14 protein-coding genes are annotated in these 16,754 nt (G+C 64.8%); 9 read left to right on the top strand and 5 right to left on the bottom strand.

What is annotated here, in order from left to right; genetic code table 11:
• The first annotated feature begins 81 nt into the window (after positions 1-81).
• Positions 82-741 (top strand): helix-turn-helix transcriptional regulator, encoded by a 660-nt coding sequence (locus LSO07_RS01190; protein ID WP_034782669.1) that lies wholly within the window; start codon positions 82-84, stop codon positions 739-741.
• Here LSO07_RS01190 and LSO07_RS01185 read toward each other — a convergent pair.
• Positions 738-2,009, bottom strand: coding sequence for an MFS transporter (locus LSO07_RS01185; protein WP_151093940.1), 1,272 nt, complete (start codon positions 2,007-2,009; stop codon positions 738-740). The genes LSO07_RS01190 and LSO07_RS01185 overlap by 4 nt on opposite strands.
• A 112-nt stretch (positions 2,010-2,121) precedes the next feature.
• Between LSO07_RS01185 and LSO07_RS01180 the strand changes: the two genes are divergently transcribed.
• Complete coding sequence (locus LSO07_RS01180; protein ID WP_151091907.1) at positions 2,122-3,030, top strand: LysR substrate-binding domain-containing protein; 909 nt, start codon at positions 2,122-2,124, stop codon at positions 3,028-3,030.
• A 3-nt stretch (positions 3,031-3,033) separates the two neighbouring features.
• Here the strand turns inward: LSO07_RS01180 and LSO07_RS01175 are convergent, their stop codons facing one another.
• Positions 3,034-4,065, bottom strand: a complete 1,032-nt coding sequence (locus LSO07_RS01175; protein ID WP_151091904.1) for a methyltransferase domain-containing protein — start codon at positions 4,063-4,065, stop codon at positions 3,034-3,036.
• A gap of 139 nt (positions 4,066-4,204) precedes the next feature.
• Here LSO07_RS01175 and LSO07_RS01170 point away from each other — a divergent pair, with 139 nt between their 5' ends.
• Positions 4,205-5,101: a helix-turn-helix transcriptional regulator gene (locus LSO07_RS01170; protein WP_151091901.1), complete on the top strand. Its 897-nt coding sequence runs from the start codon at positions 4,205-4,207 to the stop codon at positions 5,099-5,101.
• Positions 5,102-5,156: 55 nt separating this feature from the next.
• Positions 5,157-5,567, top strand: coding sequence for a VOC family protein (locus LSO07_RS01165; protein ID WP_151093938.1), 411 nt, complete (start codon positions 5,157-5,159; stop codon positions 5,565-5,567).
• Between the two features lie 149 nt (positions 5,568-5,716).
• Here the strand turns inward: LSO07_RS01165 and LSO07_RS01160 are convergent, their stop codons facing one another.
• Positions 5,717-8,587: an insulinase family protein gene (locus LSO07_RS01160; RefSeq protein ID WP_151091898.1), complete on the bottom strand. Its 2,871-nt coding sequence runs from the start codon at positions 8,585-8,587 to the stop codon at positions 5,717-5,719.
• Positions 8,588-8,870: 283 nt separating this feature from the next.
• Here LSO07_RS01160 and LSO07_RS01155 point away from each other — a divergent pair, with 283 nt between their 5' ends.
• From LSO07_RS01155 to LSO07_RS01135, 5 genes are all read left to right on the top strand, one after another.
• Positions 8,871-10,283, top strand: coding sequence for a HAMP domain-containing sensor histidine kinase (locus LSO07_RS01155; RefSeq protein WP_070257870.1), 1,413 nt, complete (start codon positions 8,871-8,873; stop codon positions 10,281-10,283).
• The gene (locus LSO07_RS01150; RefSeq protein ID WP_225317141.1) at positions 10,280-10,822 is read left to right on the top strand and encodes a hypothetical protein; all 543 of its coding nucleotides are present in this window, start codon (positions 10,280-10,282) and stop codon (positions 10,820-10,822) included. Before LSO07_RS01155 ends, LSO07_RS01150 begins: the two co-directional genes overlap by 4 nt.
• Positions 10,819-12,186 (top strand): sigma 54-interacting transcriptional regulator, encoded by a 1,368-nt coding sequence (locus tag LSO07_RS01145; RefSeq protein WP_151091895.1) that lies wholly within the window; start codon positions 10,819-10,821, stop codon positions 12,184-12,186. The genes LSO07_RS01150 and LSO07_RS01145 overlap by 4 nt, the downstream gene beginning before the upstream one ends.
• 267 nt (positions 12,187-12,453) lie before the next feature.
• Complete coding sequence (locus LSO07_RS01140; protein ID WP_034752546.1) at positions 12,454-12,816, top strand: BON domain-containing protein; 363 nt, start codon at positions 12,454-12,456, stop codon at positions 12,814-12,816.
• A 226-nt stretch (positions 12,817-13,042) separates the two neighbouring features.
• The gene (locus tag LSO07_RS01135) at positions 13,043-14,056 is read left to right on the top strand and encodes a bile acid:sodium symporter family protein (RefSeq protein ID WP_070257873.1); all 1,014 of its coding nucleotides are present in this window, start codon (positions 13,043-13,045) and stop codon (positions 14,054-14,056) included.
• Here LSO07_RS01135 and LSO07_RS01130 read toward each other — a convergent pair.
• Both LSO07_RS01130 and LSO07_RS01125 read right to left on the bottom strand, forming a co-directional pair.
• On the bottom strand, positions 14,008-15,471 hold the full coding sequence (locus LSO07_RS01130; RefSeq protein ID WP_151091892.1) for a UdgX family uracil-DNA binding protein: 1,464 nt from the start codon (positions 15,469-15,471) through the stop codon (positions 14,008-14,010). The genes LSO07_RS01135 and LSO07_RS01130 overlap by 49 nt on opposite strands.
• Positions 15,468-16,700: a putative DNA modification/repair radical SAM protein gene (locus LSO07_RS01125; RefSeq protein ID WP_151091889.1), complete on the bottom strand. Its 1,233-nt coding sequence runs from the start codon at positions 16,698-16,700 to the stop codon at positions 15,468-15,470. Before LSO07_RS01125 ends, LSO07_RS01130 begins: the two co-directional genes overlap by 4 nt.
• Positions 16,701-16,754: the final 54 nt, after the last annotated feature.

Below are 16,754 nucleotides of genomic sequence, written 5' to 3'. Positions count from 1 at the left end.
GAAACTCCTCGACAGCGGGGAGCTACCGGCCTATTATGCAAGCAATTAGTTGGTTAACTGGCCCCATGATAGTTGAGCGAAATGAATTACACAAGTAAACGTTTGGATAATAGCGAAGCGCCGCAAACGACGGAGCGCATCCTGTATTTCATCAAGACCAAGGGACCCGTCTCCACGGCGACCCTGGCCAAGACGCTGGACATGACGGGCGAGGCGGCGCGCCAGCAAGTGCAAAAGCTGGTGGCGGCGGGCCTCATCGAGGGGCGCCAGGAAGCGCAGGCGGGCGCCGGACGGCCGCGCCAGAACTGGGTCTTGACGGAGGCGGGCAATGCGCGCTTTCCCGACACGCATGCGCAGCTGACGATCAAGCTGATCGGCTCGGTGCGCCAGCTGTTCGGCGAAGCGGGGCTGGATAAACTCATCACCCAGCGCGAGGAGGAAAGCCGCAGCGCGTATGCGTTGGCGTGCTCGGCGCCGGATTTGCCCACGCGCTTGCAGCAGCTGGCGGCCGTGCGCGATGAAGAGGGCTATATGGCGCGCGTGGAAGCGGACGGCGACGACTGGCTGCTGATCGAAGACCACTGCCCCATCTGCGCCGCCGCGCGCACCTGCCAGGGCTTTTGCCGCTCCGAATTGCAGCTGTTCCAGGAAGTGGTGGGGCCAGGCGCCAGTATCGTGCGCGAGCAGCATGTGCTGGCCAATGCCATGCGCTGCGTCTACCGCATTTCTGTCTTGCCCTAAGCCTTGGGAAACAGGGGCCAGGTGCACAGCGCCACCAGCCCCGCCAGCCACCACACGACGGGCCAGCTGCTGGCCGCCAGCAGGTGCGGGATGGCGATCGGCGTAAGGAACAGCCCCACGTAGACCGCCGTGTTTGCCATGCCCAGGGCCGTGCCCGCGTTGGCGCCGCCCGCTTCCGTGGCCAGCTCCGTGTAGGCCACGCCATGCCAGGCGGATACGGCGATGCCGGCAGCCACCACGGCGGCCATCAACAGCCAGCCTGGCGCGTCCAGCCAGGCGATGCATCCAAGCACAATGAACGAGGCCAGCGCCACCAGGGCCGAGCCGCGCAGCCAGGCGGGCCGGTTCGCGTGGCGGTCCGTGTGGTGTCCGCTCCAGATGCGCATCACCATGGCGCCCGCCTGCAGGGCCACCATCACGGCCGTGATGGCCGCCAGGCCCAGGTGGCCATGGTCGTGCAGGAAGACGGTGGCGAAGCTGAGCACGGCAAATTGCGGCACGCACAGCAAGCCGATGGCGGCCACCATGCGCCAGACTTTACGATTCCGCAAGGGCGGCGCAGGCTTGACCTCCATCAGGCCCGTGGACGCGTTATGCGGCCCTGTGGCAGCCTCGGCAGAGAAATCGGGATCATGCATCCAGCGCCACGTAAAAAACGCCGACAGGGCGCATACGAGGGCCAGGGCGCCAAACACGGGCATGAAGCCATAGCGCGATGCCAGGCTGGGCAGGACGAGGGCGCCGAGACCGCCGCCCAGGGGCACGGCCGTCTGGCGGATGCTCATGGCGAAACCCCGTTCGCCGGCGCCGAACCAGCGCATCACGGCGCGCCCGCTGGCGCCATTCACGCTGCCGCCCAGCACGCCGACCAGCGCCAGTCCGGCCGCCAGCGCCCATAGCGGTGGCACCGTGCCCTCAGTCGGGGTGATCCATAGCAGCAAGGTCAATAGTGCCAGCATGGTCCCCAGCAAGCCGGTCAGCAGCACAGGGCGGTCGCCCCAGCGGTCGGTGGCCATGCCCCATGGCAATTCGGTCAGGGCCACGCCCAAGCCCATGGCGCCCAGCGCCACGCCCAGTTCCGTATTGCTCAGGTGATAGCCGCTGCGCAGCCAGATGGCCGTGGTGGGCATGCCGTTGGCGGCGGCGGAAAAGCTGGCATTGGCGGCCACGCCGACGGCCAGCACCTTCCAGCGGTGGGCATTGCCCGACGTGGGCGCGGTGACGGGGACAGGGACAGGAACAGGAACGGCTGGGCAGCTGGTGGTCATGGCATGGACGGGAAAGTGGTTGACCCTGACAGTGTTGCGCAGTACGATCATTCTGAATATCAGATAATTTACCAGTCACCATCCCATAAAACAGGACAATCTCCGTCACGCCATGAGCTTGCTGAATTTCGACATCGCCTTCTTGCGCAGCTATGTGGCTGGCATCGAGCTGGGCAGCTTTGCCCGCGCGGCGGACAAGGTGGGCCGTTCCACTTCGGCCGTCAGCGCACAGCTGAAAAAACTCGAGGAGCAGGCGGGCATGCCCCTGTTCCGCAAGGATGGCCGTGGACTGGCGCTGACGCCGGCCGGCGAAGTCTTGCTCGGCTATGCGCGCCGTTTGCTGGAACTCAACGACGAGGCGGCCGTCGCCTTGCGCGGCGCGGAACTGGAAGGCTGGATCCGGCTGGGCCTGCAAGAGGATTTTGGCGAAGCCTTGCTACCCGACGTGCTGGGGCGCTTTGCCCGCGCGCATCCGAAGGTGCGCATCGAGGCGCACGTGGCGCGCAACACGGCCTTGATGCAAGGCCTGGCCATGGGCCAGCTGGACCTGGCCCTGCTGTGGGGCGGCGCGTGCATCGCCGACGTGGCCGAGTACCCGTCGCAGCAGCGCCAGCATATTGCCGAACCGGCCATGCGCTGGATCGCTTCGTCCAGCCTGGCCTGGCGGCCCGAGTCGGGCGAACCGTTGCCGCTCATTGCGTTCGATCGCGACTGCCTGTTCCAGCGCTGCGCTACGCAGGCGCTGGATCATGCTGGCATCGCCTGGCGCACGGCGTTTACCAGCCCCAGCCTGGCCGGTCTGTGGGCGGCGGCCGCCGCCGGGTTGGGCGTGACGGTGCGCACGGGCCTGGGCTTGCCCTCAACCGTGCGCGCGCTCGATCACGTGGCGGCGGGCTTGCCCGCCCTGCCCCCGTTGTCGCTGGAGCTGCTGCGCGCCTCCAGCGTGCCGAGGCCGCCCGTCGAGCGGCTGGCCAGCCTGATCATCGAGTCGCTGCAGAATGGGGCGATTGAAAACGCCTGAAATTCAAGTGCGCGCAATCAGCACCTGCACGGGCGCCATGGGGAAATCGCTGGCGCTGTATTGCTCCACTTGCCGCCAGCCCGTGTCGCGCAACAACTGCGCCAATTCTCCCTGGCGCGTCACCGTGCGGCCCAGCATGCGCATCGGCAAGTAATACGGCAGCACGCGCGCCGCGTCGCCGGCTGCCGGGGCGATTTCCGCCTGCACGCAGACGAACACGCCTCCGGGTTTCAAGGCTGCATGGATCTTGCGCAAGGCCGCCGCCATGTCGGGCACGAAATGCAGCACGGACGAGCACCAGATCAGATCGTAGCCACTGCCGATATCGTCACTGTCCAGGTCGCCACCCAGCGTCTCCAGCCGGTCCGATAGTTGCGCATGGGCGATGTTGGCGGCCGCCACGGCCACCGTTTCCGGCCAGTCGAAAACGCAGCCGTGCAAGCCCGCATGGGCTTGTGCCAGTGCAATGGCAACCCAGCCCGGGCCGCCACCCACATCAAGCAGGCGCAGCGGCGTGAGGCCGTCTGCAAACGGGGCGATGCGCTGCATCACGGACAGGGCCGCGCGCATGGTGACGGCGCGTTGTTCCTGGCCAATTTGCTGCTGCGCGGCAGCGGCCCAGTTGACCCCAGTCGCCGTGTTGTACGGTGCGGCTTTGCCACCCTCGCGCACCAGCGTACTCAGCTGCGTGGCGAAATGGCGCAGCGCATGCAGCCGGTACAGCCAGGCGTCGCCGCAAAAGGCAACGGAGGTGCGGCAGAAATACTGCAAGGTGGCGGCCGTGCAGCGGTAGCGCTGCGCCTCGCCATCGGCCGCATCGCGTTCCAGCACCTGCATGCTCCAGAGTAATTCCAGCAGCAGGGCCGTGTGCGGCGCGTGCAGCGACAGGGTGTCGGCCAGCTGCGCCGGCGTGTGCGGCGTGGCCAGCAGTTCAAAAATGCCCAGTTCCAGGGCGGCGGCAAGCCCGTCCGCCTGCACGGGGGCGACGGCCAGGTCCCAGTAGGGTTGCAAGGCGTGTTGTGAGGTGAACGGCATGGTGCTTCCTTTCGGCGTAGTGGGCACGAGGTGTGCATAACGCTATTTTATGCAACAATGAGAATAATTATCATTTGCATTTGTATGCGACCCGGTGCATTTCGTATGCGCGACGGCGCGCGGGAAAACAGGAGGAGCGATGATGGAACAGGACAGGGAAGCGGCAGGCTGGACGCGGCGCCAGCTTGATCCCGGCATGGGCGAGTGCCGCGCCGACCAGCGCCAGGTCGATCAGGGCTTGCTGCTCGTGCATTCCGATTACCGCCCGCGGCTGGCGCTCGTCGAGCAATCGAAGCATGACGATGCGGGCGGCATGGTGATCACCATCGGCCTGGACGGCGTGTCCGGCTACACGACGCGCGATGGCGAACAATTGCGTTTCCGGGGGGGCCATACGACGGTGACGGCGTTTCGCCACGTCAGCGGCGAGCGGCGTTTCGAGGCGAATCAACGGGCGGCGCAATTGCGCGTGCTGGTCGCTGAAGACGCGCTGGCGCGCTACTGGCCGGAGGGCCTGGCATCCCTGCTGCCCAACGGAGGCGCGCGCCAGCTGGCGCATGCGGCCACCACGGCGGCCTCCGCCCTGCAGGCGCGGGCGCTGTTGCGCGCGACGGACCCGCTGGCCGTGCATATCGGCGTGCTCAGTGTCCTGGCGGAACAGTTGCGGGCACTGCGCCCGGCGCCCGCGTCCGCTCCCGCGCCGCGCTGGCCCGAGGCCGAGATGATCAAGCTGGAGCGTGCCCATGCGTTGATGCAGGAGCAGATGGCGCAAGACCTCACGCTCGATTACCTGTGCGCGCAAGTGGGGCTGAGCCTGTTCAAGCTCAAGCAGGGATGGCGCTACCGCTACAACGACAGTCCGCAGCGCACCCTGCTGGCGCTGCGCATGCAGCGGGCAAAGTTACTGCTGGAAAATGGTTGCCAGGTGGCGCAAGCGGGCTGGCAAACGGGCTATCGTCATCCGTCCAATTTCAGCGCCGCGTTCAGCCGCTATTTCGGCTACGCGCCGAAGACCGTGGGACGCGCTGGCACGTAAAAAGCCGGTGTAGAATCGGCGGGCAGCACACTCATACGACCCACAAGGAGACATGATGGCCCGCAAAATCTTTGTCAATCTGCCCGTCCAGTCGCTGGAACGTTCCGTGACGTTCTTCACGGCGCTGGGCTTCAGTTTCAACGCCCATTTCACGGATGAAACGGCGACGTGCATGATCGTTGCCGACGACATCTTCGTGATGCTGTTGACGCACGACAAATTCCTGCAATTTACGCTCAAGCAGCTGTGCGATACCAAGGTGGCGACGGAAGTGCTCGTGTGCCTGTCGGCCGAGAGCCGCGGCGAAGTCGATGAGCTGGTGGCGAAGGCCGTCCAGGCGGGCGGCAGCATCTACAAGGAGCCGATGGATTTCGGCTTCATGTATGGCCACAGTTTCCAGGACCTGGATGGACATCAGTGGGAGTTGATGTACATGGAACCTAATTCTGTACCTGGAAACGCCTGACCAAACCTACTGCGCGTCGCGCTTTGCGGCCGGCGATGCTCACCGTACTAGAAGTACGGTTGCGCTTCTCGGCCACAAATCACTGCCGCTCGCTACGGTTTTGTCAGGCGTTGCAACAGCCACGTCAAAACACTTGTTAAGCCCACGCCTTAGCTGGCCAGCGCCAATAAATCGACCACTTCCAGGCCGGCCAGGTCTTGCGTCGTGTTGCCCGCAAACGCGGCGCGGCTCGGTTGGCCGTTCTTCAGCCAGGTGCGCGTGACAGCCTTGATCTGCGCCAGGGTGCAATTGAGCACGCCGGTGCGGAATTGCTGGCGCACGGCTTCCGTCGTACCGCGCTGCTGCATGTTCCACGCCGTCAGCGCTTCCGCGTATGGCGAGTGCGGCTTGTCGAGGCCCTTGATGACGCAGATGATGGCTTCTTCCACTTGTTCCTGCGAGAAATCGCCGTCGAGGATTTGATCCAGGGTCGTGCCGAAGTCGGCGTACGTGCCGGCCAGGCGCGGATCGCGGTAGGAGCTCAACGTAAACGTGCCGGCGCCGGCCGCATAGCTGGCGCTGCCGCCATACGCGCCGCCTTTTTCGCGCAGGGCCGTATGCAGCACCTGGTTGGTCATCAGTTCGGCGGCCACGGCAAGGGCGGACGCGTCCGGGTTGTGCACGCCAGGCACGGCCCAGGACACGAAGCAATGGTTGATCTGGCTCGTCGCATGCAGGGCCGTGTTGGCCAGCGGCAAGGCAGTTGGCGTTGCCGTGTCGCTTGGCGTCGTGACATCGGTGCTGGCTGCTGGCAATTCCAGCAAGCGGGCCAGGGTGATGCCATCTTGCTCCAGGCCTGCGCACAGCACGGTCGGCTGCTGGGCGATGATGTGCGCGTGCAGGGTGTCGAGTTCGCGGGCGATTTCCTGCAAGCCTGCCGACGTCTTGCTCAATTGCTGCAAGCGGCGGTAGAACGGCAGCGCTGCCGGGCCGCCGACGATGTCGTCGAAGCGGCGCGTGGGCGACAGCGGTGCCGCCGCGGCCAGCATGGCGTAGCGGTTGCCCGATTCGGCCAGGCTGGAGAGTTTGTCCTGCACCAGGCTTTCGATCAGGAAAGCCAGGCGCTCTTCTTCATCGAAGCGGGGCTTGGCGATCCAGGCCGACAGCACGGCGGCGATCGCCGCGTGTTCTTCACGCAAGCCGCTGGCCGAGAACGACAATTCCACGCGCATCGCTTGTTGCGGGCGGGGAATGGCTTCCAGGCCGATGTGGAACGAGGGAACCATGCTCTGGCGCCAGGCGCTGGCATCGTCGAACGACATGTCGCCCACGCCCAGTTCCGGCGCCAGGTCCGTGTACAGGCGCAGCCAGGGCCATGACGCTTCCGGCAGGTTCGACACGTCGTACAGCACGTTGGCATAGCTGATGCCGTTCGAGGCGATACTGAACGCCACGGCGCCGTCGACGGCCGGGGGAATCGGCAGGGCCGGGCGCGGCAAGGCGCTGACGTCGCCGGGGCGGATGCGCGGCAAGACTTCGGAATTCGATGGCAGCTGCTGATGCGCTTCCAGCGCGGCGGACTCGGCGATGATGTGCTCGCGTTCGGCGTCCGTCAGCGTCGCTTGCAGGGCCGCCAGCTTGGCGTCTTCCTGCGCGGCGCGGTCCGTGAAGTAGGCGCTGTCGGGCACCACGTGGGTCGTCAAACGGGTCGGATTGGCGATCAGCTCGCGCACCAGCTGCTTGAAGAATTCCGGGTCCTCGATCTGCTGTTCCAGGGTTTCCAGGATGGCCGCGTTGTCGAACGCGTCCATCACGTCGCCGCCGTACATGGCCAGCGGCAAGGCGTGCAGCAAGCGGCCCAGGCCGTATGGCATGCGGCCGCTGCTGATTTCGCGCTGGCTGTACTTGATGTCGCGCAAGGCAGCGTGCAGCACGGCGGCGGGAATACCCTCTTGCGCCGTTTCTTCCAGGGCTGTCCAGATGCGCTGGTGCGCATCGGCGATCTGTTCTTGGGTTAAACCTTCCATGCCGATGTGGAACACCATCTGGCGGATGCCCGCGTCGCGGCCATTCATGTCCGATGGGCGGCCATAGCCGGCCGATTCCATGGCGCGCATGACGGGCGCCGACGATTCGCCCAGCAAGCCGTGCGACAGCAGATGCGCGTGGTAGTACGCGATGGGGTCGCTCGACTCGCCCATCAGCCAGGCGAATTGCAGGCCGAACTCATCGTCGCGCGCTTCCTGCGACGGAATTTTCACCACGTTTTCCTGCGGCGCGGTCCACGCGGGCGCCAGTTGTGGCAGGCGGCGCGGGCTAAAGCCGCTGAGCTTGGACAGCACGCGCTCGGCGACTTGTTCCTGCACGGCCGACGCTTCGATATTGCCGGCGGTCATGATCACGGCTTGCGACGGATGGTAGTGGCTGGCGTGGAATTCTTTCAGCATGGCATGCGTCAGTTCCGGGATCACCAGCGGATCGCCGCCCGACTCCACTTCATACGTCGTACCCTTGAGCAAGGCGCTGGCGATGCCGCTGTCGAGCGCGCGCATGGGGCTGTTGAAAGCGCCCTTCATTTCATTGAAGACGATGCCCTGGTACACCAGCTTGTCGCCTTCGAACGCATGGCGCCAGCCTTCCTGGCGGAAATTCAGGTAATCGAGGTTCGGGAAGAAGGCCGCGTCCAGGTAGACGTCGAGCAAGTTGAAGAAATCCTTGCGGTCGGTGCTGGCGAACGGGTACACGGTGCGGTCCGGATAGGTCATCGCATTCATGAACGTGGCCGTCGAGCGGCGCAGCATCGAGAAGAAGGGGTCGCGCACCGGGTAGCGGGACGAGCCGCACAAGGCCAGGTGCTCGAGGATGTGGGCGCGCCCGTCGCTCACTTCCGGCACAGTGGGAAAGGCCACCAGGAACACCATCTCAGCCTGCTCGGTATGCATGTGGATATGGCGCATGCCCGTTGCTGGCTCGACATATTGTTCGATGGTTGCCTGCAAGACTGGAATGAAGTTGCTGCTGACTTTTTCAAATGTGCTCATGCGGTATGGGATCTCTGCGGTAGGTGATTCGGAGTGTCGGTGGGGCTGCATCACATATGGGGGCAAACTGGCGCAATGCCAGGGCGGGTCCCAGTTTGATGCCTGTATGAAGCTTTTCCCTATTGTACTAGGAGTATTCGTGCGCCGCCGCCGGGGCCTTGCTGGCGGCTGGAAAAGCGACAGTGTTGTAAAATTGATCATTCCAGAGTGGGTGGCGTCTCCGAATGAAAGCTTAGCGTACCATGCGCCTTTTACTGTCCAGACTGACCCGAAGGCGCCTACCTTGTCCCGACTTTCCTTTCGCCAACTGTTATTTGCCGCCTTCATTTTGACGACGGGCATTTTGACGGCCACCTCCGTGCAAGCCTTGCTGACCCTGGAACACCTGGCGCGGCTGGGGCGCGAGACGGCGGCGCAGGCGATTGCCTTGACGGAACAGTCGCAGCGCCTGTCCGAGCGCACGCTGGCCATGGAACGCAGCGCACGCCAATTCCTCGTGCTCGACGACCCCGTGTTCCGCGAGCGCTACGCGGCGGCCCGCGACGAAGCGACGGCGGCGCTGCAAGTGCTGAACCGGGCCACGCCCGAGTTCGCTCCCCAGCTGGCCGACGAATGGACGGTGCAGGCGCAATCGGCGTGGGAAGTCTTGCAAGCGGGTAAGCGCCGCAAGCGCGATGGCCATGCCGTCGTGTACCGCGCGTTTGCCCGCATGACGCAGATCAATGACAGCCTGGCGCGCGAAAGCAAGACGGAAATCGGCAGCCGCAACGACGCCCTGCTGGCCGAGCTGGAACGCCAGCGCCGCCTGCTGGGCGTACTGGTGGGCGGCGCCGTGCTGCTGGCGGCCGTGCTGGCCACCTGCTTTGGCTTCTTGCTGTCGCGCCCGCTGCGTCGCATCGAGACGGCCATCGAGCGCCTGGGCGACAAGCGCTACGACCAGCCCATCGTCGTCGGCGGACCGGCCGATACGCGCCGCCTGGGCCAGCAGCTCGACTGGCTGCGCCAGCGCCTGGCCGATCTCGATGCCGACAAGGAGCGTTTTCTGCGCCACATTTCGCATGAGTTGAAAACCCCGCTGGCAGCCCTGCGCGAAGGCGTGGCCTTGCTGGAAGACGAGGTGGCCGGCAAGCTCAGCGACAGCCAGCGCGAAATCGCCGGCATCCTGCAGCAAAACACGGCCTCGCTGCAAACCCAGATCGAAGACTTGCTGCGCTACAATACCGCCGCTTTTGACGCCCAGCACCTGGCGCACAGCAAGGTCGATCTGCTGGTCTTGCTGCAAGATGTGGTGGCCGGGCAGCGCCTGCAATGGCTGGCGCGCCGTTTGACGGTCGAGGTGCAGGGCGAGTCGCTGATCGTGCAGGCCGACCGCGACAAGCTGGCGACGGCCTTGGCGAACCTGCTGTCGAATGCCGTGCGCTTCAGCCCGGAAGGCGGCACCGTACGGTTTACCCTGTCTTGCGAAGGCGGCCGCGTGCGCATCGACTGCATCGACGAGGGAGCCGGCGTGGCGCCCGAGGATGCCGCGCGGATTTTTGAACCGTTTTACCAGGGAGTGCGCCAGGCGGCCGGCGCGCGCAACGGCAATGGCATCGGCCTGTCCATCGTGCGCGAATATATCGCCGCCCACGATGGCAGCGTCACTCTTTTACCGCGCCCCGCCGGCGCGCATTTTCGGATAGAACTGCCCTTATGATGACGAGAATTTCCCTGGCCGGCATGGCCGCCAGCGCGCTGCTGTTGGGCGCTTGCGCCGCCAAGCCCCCCATCCAGACGCCCGTGCTGGTGCAAACGCCGCCGCGCGTGGTGGTGGTGGCCGATCCCCAGCTGACCGAATTGCTCGCGTATCAAGGCGCCTTGCGCCTGATGACGCCGTCGGAACTGGTGAAAGCGCAGCTGGACCTGGCCAAGGCCGATCACGCGCCGCACAACACGCTGCGCCGCGCCATGCTGCAAGCGGCCTTGCGCGGTCCCGGCGACCTGGCCCGCGCGCAAGCCTTGCTGGAACCGCTGGCCACGGCCACGGGCAAGGACGCGCAATTGCTGGCACCGTTGGCGCAATTGCTCGGCAGCCAGTATGCGGAGCTGCGCCGCCAGGATGAGAGCCTCGACAAGCTCAACACGCAGTTGCGCGACGCCCAGCGCCGCATCGACCAGCTCAATGAAAAACTGGAAGCACTGAAAAACATCGAGCGCAGCCTGTCCGTGCGCCCCGCCGCGGGAGCGCCGAAATGAGCGAGCACGCCCACATTCTATTGGTCGACGACGATCCCGACCTGCTGCGCCTGCTGACCATCCGCCTGAAGGCGGGCAACTATCGGGTCACGGCCGTGGGCAGCGCGGAAGCGGCACTGGCGCGCCTGGCCGTGGAATTGCCGGCCTTGGTCATTACCGACGTGCAATTACCGGGCCGCGACGGCCTGGCCTTGTTCGATGAAATCCGCCGCCAGCATTCGGCCCTGCCCGTGATTCTCTTGACGGCGCACGGTACCATCCCCGACGCCGTCGACGCGACGGCGCGCGGCGCGTTTGCGTATCTGACAAAGCCGTTCGACGGCAAGCTGCTGATGGAAAAAGTGGCGTATGCCATCAACTTGTCCACCGTCATGCCGGCCGCAGCGTCCGGTGACGAGAGCTGGCGTGCCGAGCTGATCAGCCGCAGTTCGCAGATGGCCGAACTGCTGGCCGAAGCCAAGCTGGTGGCGGGATCGGACGCCAGCATCCTGATCCGCGGACCCTCCGGCACGGGCAAGGAATTGCTGGCGCGTGCCCTGCACAACGCCAGCCGCCGCGCCAAGGCGCCGTTCATTGCCGTCAACTGCGGCGCCATTCCCGAGCAGCTGCTGGAATCGGAACTGTTTGGCCACGTGAAAGGCTCATTTACGGGGGCCGTCGGCAACCGCGAAGGCTTGTTCCAGGCGGCCGATGGCGGCACCCTGTTTTTAGATGAGATCGGCGACATGCCCTTGCCGCTGCAGGTGAAACTGCTGCGCGTGCTGCAGGAGCGGGCCGTACGCCCCGTGGGCGCCGACCAGACGCGTCCGGTCGACGTGCGGCTCCTGTCCGCCACGCACCGTGACCTGGACGTGGCCATGCAGGAGGGGCAATTCCGCGAAGACTTGTATTACCGCCTGAACGTGGTGACCTTGATCCTGCCGCCGCTGGCCGAGCGCCGCGAAGATATCTCCCTGCTGGCGAACCATTTCCTGCAGAAGCTGGCGGCCAAGTACCAGAAACCCCTGAATGGCTTCGCGCCCGATGCCTTGACTGCCCTGGTGGCCGCGCCATGGCCCGGCAATGTGCGCCAGTTGGTCAATGTCGTTGAGCAAGTGTGCGCGCTGGCCACGGCGCCGCTGGTGCCCTTGTCCCTGGTGCAGCGCGCGCTGCGCGTGCCGTCCTTGGAGGCGCTCAGCTACAACGAAGCCAAGCAGCGCTTCGAGCGCGACTACCTGATTCAATTGCTGCGTCTGACGGACGGCAACGTGGCCGACGCGGCCCGCCTGGCCGACCGCAACCGCACGGAGTTCTATCGTTTATTACAGAAATACGAGCTGACGCCGGCCCTGTTCCGGCTTGACGGCGACCCTGTCGCTGAATAGCGACAAAAATAAAGCGTTGAAAATCAGGGGCTTGGCGTAAAACATTGACGGTATTGCCACAAGCTGTCGCTGTCAGGCGACAAAAAGCCCCGTTTTTCCGGCCAGATCCGTCTGAAACGGGCTGGAGAAATCGAGTTCGAGTGTAAGTCGTTGATTTTCAAGGAAATTTAAAAGCTGGCACGGTGCTTGCTGTATGGGTAGATGTGACGCTTCAAAGTGTTGCTTTATCCAAGTAAGAAGCTTTTAACTTCATTGAGAGGAACTACCATGCAAACATCGAAACTGTTCAATACCCTGGTTGCCGCTATCGTACTGTCGGGCGCCTCGATCACCGCTTCGCATGCAGCTGACTCCGCCCCAAAAGCACAAGCTCCTGCTGACACCGTCGTGGCCGCCAACGCTGCCGCTGCCGTCCCTGATGAAACCATCACTTCCTCGGCCAAGGCCGCCCTGAGCGCCGATGCGCAAGCCGCTGCCCTGCCAGTCAAGGTAGCAACCCAGCAAGGTGTGGTCGTCCTGTCGGGCGACGTGCCGAGCGCCGAAGCGGGTGACCGCGTCGTGCAGATCGTCGCTTCCGTGAGCGGCGTGAAAGAAATCAAGAACGAGCTGAAAGTCAAAGCCGCCGGTTAATCCCCGCGCGGTAACGCCTCGCGCTGTACTTTACTCCGGGTTGCCCTGTCTGCGGACAGGGCATTTTTTTTGTCTGTCCGGTTTGCGCCGAAAAGCCAGGCCATGCCATCAGGCAAGGAATTGGGCAATACAGGTAGAATAGCCAGTACTGGCGCCGCTCCCGGCGCTGTTTGTCATCCCCGGCACAGCATGCTGTTGCAAGGCTGCGCCGTTACCAGGCTACCGCATGTCTTCTTTTTCCCCCGCTGCCCTGTTGCGCAATCTGAAACCCGATAATTTCACCATCGCCCTGCTCGTCACCGTGGGGCTGGCCACATTCCTGCCCTGCACGGGCCAGACGGCCGTGGTCTTCGGCAACATCACCACTGTTGCCATCGGCGCCCTGTTCTTCCTGCATGGCGCCAAGCTGTCGCGCGAAGCCGTGGTGGCCGGCGCCATGCACTGGCGGCTGCACTTGCTGGTGCTGGCCAGCACCTTTGTCCTGTTTCCGCTGCTGGGCCTGGCCCTGCGTCCGCTGGCGCTGACCTTCCTCACGCCCGACCTGTACATGGGCATTTTGTTCCTGTGCGCGCTGCCCTCCACTGTGCAATCCTCGATCGCCATGACGGCCATGGCGCGCGGCAACGTGCCGGCCGCCATCTGCAGCGCCTCGGCCTCGAACTTCATCGGCATCTTCCTCGCCCCCATCCTGGTGGGCTTGCTGGTGGCCAAGGGCGCGGAAAGCAAGTCGTCGGTGGACGCCGTGCTGTCCATCGTCATGCAGCTGCTGCTGCCATTCCTGGCCGGCCAGTTCCTGCGCCGCTGGATCGGCCGCTGGGTCGACCGCCATAAAGCCACCCTGAAATATGTCGACCAGGGTTCGATCTTGCTGGTGGTCTACACGGCCTTCAGCGAAGCCGTCAGCGAAGGCCTGTGGCATACGATTTCGGTGGAAACCCTGGTCGCCCTGGGCTTGATCAGCCTGCTGCTGCTGGCGCTGGTGCTGGGTATTTCCACCTTCATCAGCCGCCGCCTGGGTTTCAACAAGGAAGACGAAATCGCCATCGTCTTTTGCGCCTCGAAGAAAAGCCTGGCCAGCGGCGTGCCGATGGCCAAGGTGCTGTTTTCCACCCGTTCGCTGGGCATGGTGATCTTGCCGCTGATGCTGTTCCACCAGATTCAGCTGATGATCTGCGCCGTGATCGCGCAACGCTATGCGCGGCGCGATGAGGGGCAGGAAGTGCCGGCTTCAACGCTGTAATGGCTATCCTGCCCTAGCAGCAGCGCCTGCCGCAACCCCGCCACGATCACTTCGTAAGCCTGCCGCCGGCTCGCCGCATCGGGCGCGCGCAGCACGTACGAGGGGTGATATACGGCGACCACCCAGCGTCCATCGTGCCGGATGGGCGTGCCGACCAGCGGCGTCATGCTTGCCGCGCCGTCTTGCAGGATGGACTTCAATGCCGTGCTGCCCAGCGCCACGATCACTTGCGGTTTTACGCTGGCCAATTCCTGTTCCAGCCAGCCATGGCAGGCGAGGATCTCGCGCTGCGCTGGCGTCTTGTGCAGGCGGCGCTTGCCGCGTGGTTCCCACTTGAAATGCTTGACGGCATTGGTCAGGTAAATACTGTCGCGCGCCATGCCCGCTTCCCGCAGCGCCTGGTCCAACAGCGCGCCAGCCGGGCCCACGAAGGGCAAGCCTGCCAGGTCTTCCTGGTCGCCCGGCTGCTCGCCCACCAGCATGATGCGCGCCTGTGGCGGCCCGGCGCCGGGCACGGCTTGCGTGGCGTGCTGCCACAGCGTGCAGCGGCGGCATTGGTCCAGGGTGGTGGGCAGTTCGCGCGCGGGCTGGGCGCGCTCGGCGGAGACCGGGATCATGGTGGCGCCGCTGCGCTGGCCCACGCTGGCCGTCTGGCCCGTGCGCCGTTCGCCATTGGCGGCGCCGCTGAGCATGGCGGGCACGATGGCGCCTTCGGGCAAGTTTTTCCAGAAGCGCGAGGGGATATGGCTGTGCAGCAAATCCGCATTCACGCGGGCCGGATTGAAGATGCTGCGGTAGTAGGTCAGCCACAGGGCTTCGCCCGCATCGTCGATATCGGCCGCTCCGCTCAGCAGGGCCGGTCCCGCATGCAAGGTCGTGCCATCCCACAGCATGCTGGCGGCGGGCGTGGCGATCATCCAGCTGGCAGATCCCATGCGGCGGGCGAAATGGCGCGCCACCTGCGGCAGCACGTCGTGCGTGGGCTCGAACCAGGCGACAAAGCGTGGTGCGCCCTCACTTTCCGCCCGCTCGCGGAAACGTACATACGCATGCATGTCGTGCTCTTCGCGGCGCACGGCCTTGGCCATGGCATGCAGGCGCGCACCGTCCGCGTCGGCGGGAGAAAGTACATCGTGCTGGTCCAGTTGCCAGCGCCAGAGCACCTGGTACAGGAATGCCCAGCGGTCATGCACGTTGAAACAGGCGGCGCTTTCCAGCAATTCCACCAGGGAACGGGGCAGGCGCAGCAACGGCGCGCTGGTATCCGTCGCATCTGGCGTCGAGGAAAACAGGTCGCCATCACCAGGCTGTGACTGCCAGGCAACGTCAGCAGGCGGCACGCCGCGCGCGATCAGTTCGCGCGCGGCCGCGCGCCACTCGTCGAACGATTGCGCCAGCCGCACCACCGTACTCATGCGGCCTGCAGCTCCGGCCACAAATTCATCTGCTGCGGCGCTTCCGCCATGGCGCGGCGCAGGTGTTCCGAGGCGGTGGTGTCGCGCGCGGGAAAGTAGTCGGCCGTGATGATGAAGGGAGCGATTTTCTTCATGCTGCAGCGCAGGCGCGACAGGTCGGCGTAGCGCACTTGCCGCAACTGGCGCAGGTCGACGATGCGCTGCGCGTTGCGCAGGCCGATGCCGGGCACGCGGGCGATCATGTGCTGCGCCGCGCGGTTCAAGTCCAGCGGAAAATGTTCGCGGTGCGCCAGCGCCCACGCCAATTTCGGATCGATATCGAGCGCCAGGTTGCCGCCCGTGGCGGGCAGCAGTTCGCTGGCCTGGAAACCATAGCTGCGCAGCAAGAAATCGGCCTGGTACAGCCGGTGTTCGCGCAGCATGGGCGGCGGCGCCAGCGGCACGCTTTTCGGGCTGTCGGGGATGGGGCTGAACGCCGAGTAATACACGCGCTTGAGTTTGTAGCTGCCGTACAAGGTCTCAGCCGTGGAGAGGATTTGCTGGTCGTCGCTGGCGTCGGCGCCGACGATCATCTGCGTGCTTTGCCCGGCCGGCGCGAAACGCGGCGCGCGCGGTTCTTCCGCTTTCTCATCGAGCTTGCGGCGGATGGCGCCCATTGCCAGCTTGATCGTATGCACGCTTTTTTCCGGCGCCAGCTTTTGCACGCTGTCTTGCGTCGGCAGTTCGATGTTGACGCTGAGCCGGTCGGCATAGCGGCCCGCCTGTGCGATCAGGGCGGGATCGGCGTCCGGAATGGTTTTCAGGTGGATATAGCCGCGGAACTGGTGCACCTCGCGCAACTCGCGCGCCACCTGCACCAGCTGCTCCATCGTATAGTCGGCCGACTGGATGATGCCGGAACTGAGGAACAGGCCATCGATATAGTTGCGCAGGTAAAAGTCGGCCGTCAGCTTGACCACTTCGGCCACCGTAAACCGCGCGCGCGGCACGTTCGAACTACGGCGGTTGACGCAGTACTGGCAATCGTACAGGCAGTAATTGGTCAGCAGCACTTTCAGCAGAGAAACGCAGCGCCCGTCCGGCGTGTAGCTGTGGCAAATGCCCATGCCCGAGGTGGCGCCAAAGCCGTCCTTGCCGATGGAATCGCGTTTGGGCGCGCCGCTGCTGGCGCAAGACGCGTCGTACTTGGCCGCATCGGCCAGGATTTCCAGCTTGTCCGTCAATTCCATGGCTCACCCCGATATACTGTGTTTATATACAGTATATCAGGAATGTGCAGCGAC

Origin of the sequence: Janthinobacterium sp. PLB04 (assembly GCF_021165895.1) — a bacterium.
GTDB classification, from domain to species: Bacteria; Pseudomonadota; Gammaproteobacteria; order Burkholderiales; family Burkholderiaceae_D; genus Janthinobacterium; species Janthinobacterium lividum.
Note: the sequence above shows the minus strand (reverse complement) of the source record. Positions and strands in the feature narration are given on the sequence as shown.

Excerpts from the sequence above, each read along its gene's own strand:
- LSO07_RS01165 (WP_151093938.1), top strand. The coding sequence starts at position 5,157 with ATGGCCCGCAAAATCTTTGTCAATCTGCCCGTCCAGTCGCTGGAACGT.
- LSO07_RS01130 (WP_151091892.1), bottom strand. The coding sequence starts at position 15,471 with ATGAGTACGGTGGTGCGGCTGGCGCAATCGTTCGACGAGTGGCGCGCG.
- LSO07_RS01175 (WP_151091904.1), bottom strand. The coding sequence starts at position 4,065 with ATGCCGTTCACCTCACAACACGCCTTGCAACCCTACTGGGACCTGGCC.
- LSO07_RS01180 (WP_151091907.1), top strand. The coding sequence starts at position 2,122 with ATGAGCTTGCTGAATTTCGACATCGCCTTCTTGCGCAGCTATGTGGCT.
- LSO07_RS01170 (WP_151091901.1), top strand. The coding sequence starts at position 4,205 with ATGATGGAACAGGACAGGGAAGCGGCAGGCTGGACGCGGCGCCAGCTT.
- LSO07_RS01140 (WP_034752546.1), top strand. The coding sequence starts at position 12,454 with ATGCAAACATCGAAACTGTTCAATACCCTGGTTGCCGCTATCGTACTG.
- LSO07_RS01190 (WP_034782669.1), top strand. The coding sequence starts at position 82 with ATGAATTACACAAGTAAACGTTTGGATAATAGCGAAGCGCCGCAAACG.
- LSO07_RS01145 (WP_151091895.1), top strand. The coding sequence starts at position 10,819 with ATGAGCGAGCACGCCCACATTCTATTGGTCGACGACGATCCCGACCTG.
- LSO07_RS01185 (WP_151093940.1), bottom strand. The coding sequence starts at position 2,009 with ATGACCACCAGCTGCCCAGCCGTTCCTGTTCCTGTCCCTGTCCCCGTC.
- LSO07_RS01160 (WP_151091898.1), bottom strand. The coding sequence starts at position 8,587 with ATGAGCACATTTGAAAAAGTCAGCAGCAACTTCATTCCAGTCTTGCAG.
- LSO07_RS01150 (WP_225317141.1), top strand. The coding sequence starts at position 10,280 with ATGATGACGAGAATTTCCCTGGCCGGCATGGCCGCCAGCGCGCTGCTG.
- LSO07_RS01135 (WP_070257873.1), top strand. The coding sequence starts at position 13,043 with ATGTCTTCTTTTTCCCCCGCTGCCCTGTTGCGCAATCTGAAACCCGAT.
- LSO07_RS01125 (WP_151091889.1), bottom strand. The coding sequence starts at position 16,700 with ATGGAATTGACGGACAAGCTGGAAATCCTGGCCGATGCGGCCAAGTAC.